The 1,680-nt window shown below is 37.2% G+C and carries 3 protein-coding genes; all 3 read right to left on the bottom strand.

Translation table 11 applies throughout. The features are described 5' to 3' along the window. Positions 1-49 precede the first annotated feature (49 nt). The 3 genes from KDK13_RS04505 to KDK13_RS04495 all read right to left on the bottom strand — a co-directional run bounded on the left by KDK13_RS04505 (position 50) and on the right by KDK13_RS04495 (position 1,300). Positions 50-445 (bottom strand): type II toxin-antitoxin system death-on-curing family toxin, encoded by a 396-nt coding sequence (locus KDK13_RS04505; RefSeq protein ID WP_257283741.1) that lies wholly within the window; start codon positions 443-445, stop codon positions 50-52. Next, positions 445-678 (bottom strand): acetyltransferase, encoded by a 234-nt coding sequence (locus tag KDK13_RS04500; protein WP_373692207.1) that lies wholly within the window; start codon positions 676-678, stop codon positions 445-447. Before KDK13_RS04500 ends, KDK13_RS04505 begins: the two co-directional genes overlap by 1 nt. A gap of 100 nt (positions 679-778) precedes the next feature. Beyond that, entirely contained in the window at positions 779-1,300 is a 522-nt protein-coding gene (locus KDK13_RS04495; protein WP_257283739.1) for a hypothetical protein, read from the bottom strand. Between the last annotated feature and the right edge of the window lie 380 nt (positions 1,301-1,680).

Raw genomic sequence — 1,680 nt, 5'->3', positions numbered from 1 at the left:
CGCCTGCATAAGCGGCGGCGCGTCTAGCGCCGTCCGCTGGATGCTCTTGTTATGTTTCGGTTCCTTTCATGTACTGCGCATATAATATGTCAGCAAAATCAGTTTCATTTATTTTTTGAATAACCAAATCTCGAACTGCATTTGCTAAAAGCTCATTATCTTCTGTGATTTCATAGTCATTCAGAGAAAGATATTCAAGAGCAACAGCTAACCCTGTGCGTTTATTCGCATCTGGGCAAGCATGAGAAACTGCAATAGATGCAGTATATTTAGCAGCTATTTCAAATATATCATCTAAACCTTCGTAAACTATTGCATTATCAATGCGGCTTAATGCTCCTTGCAACTTAGATACATCAACTGTGCCTTTCATCCCAGGCTCAGTAGAAAGAATAAATGCATTGATCTCAATCACACGCTCAAATGGAAAGCAAATGATATTCATCACATATCAGCCAGTTTTTTGAACGTTTTAGCATGAGTTCTTAGAGCGAGCTTTGTTTCTGATTTTATTATTTGCCGTCCGGCCTCACCTGAAAGATCAAGCTTCTTTGTTGCTTTTATTTTCGGTCTTTCAACAGGCAGCACACCATAGTCTTCAACTTTTGAGTTCATAGTTTTTACCTTATTTAAATATTTTTTGGCTATTATAGCTCGACGGGTTGAGTTGAGAAACATAACGCCTGCTTCAGCCGCGCGCCGAAGGCGCTTCAGGTGGAGGGGCCAAGTGTAAGCACCAAGCCCAGGAACGAACTGGAAGCATTTGTTATGTGGCTTCTTAATTTTGAACTCTATCTCTAACTGCGCCGAACAAGCCCGCGTCATAAATGGATAATGCGTTTGTATTATCGGCCATTGCAACCTTGATCCATTCCCCAGTTTCTGGATGCTCAAAGAATTCTTCTTTTGGACTCCCAGACTTCTTGTCAACTATGAATTTACTTGGTATTAGCATTGGCTTGCCATTGCTATCTTCATATGACATGAAAACCATTAATGAAAAATTTTCTTTATCAATATCATTAACAATGATTCTATGAATATACATTTCATTATTACTGCTGGGAATAAATACTAACTCCTTTTCAGTTTCCAGCTTTTTGATAAAAACTAAAAGTTCCTTCTTAAAGTCTTTGCCATTTTTAAATAGAAAGACTTCTCTTTTGAAGTCACCTTTTATGACTTCTGAGGTGCTTGCGTTTTGATCTTCGACTTTGATTTCAGGAACTTTACGGATTACTCCCATTAAGCCGAATGCAAACATCAATACTGCAAATATAACTGTGAAAACTTTATTCATAGAAGCACAAGTCGCAAAAAATCATATTTTATCAAAATTGCATAAATATTAGATGTGGGATTTCTACCAGAAAAATGCGTAGCTTTGTTTAACTGCTACCACATAACGCCTAATTCAAGGGCGCCGTAGGCATCCCTTGGAATTATTTGTTATGCGTTTTTGATATCTGATTTCAATTTGGTGGCGTTGGACTGTGTTCTTTTATATGGGATTAGGCTTTACTGTTAAATCAATCAAATTCTCGAGAATAGTAAAGAGTTTTTCCACATTGCATACAAAAATGTTCTCTATGAAACGTACGATTCTTTAATGCTTTTGTGCTAATGCGATTATTACCACATACAAAACAACTTATATTATTACCACTTGCATTTTCTGGA

Source organism: Endozoicomonas sp. SESOKO1 (assembly GCF_024606265.1).
Taxonomy (GTDB): domain Bacteria; phylum Pseudomonadota; class Gammaproteobacteria; order Pseudomonadales; family Endozoicomonadaceae; genus Endozoicomonas.
The sequence above is the reverse complement of the archived record's forward strand: the minus strand, read 5'-3'. Positions and strand labels throughout refer to the sequence as shown.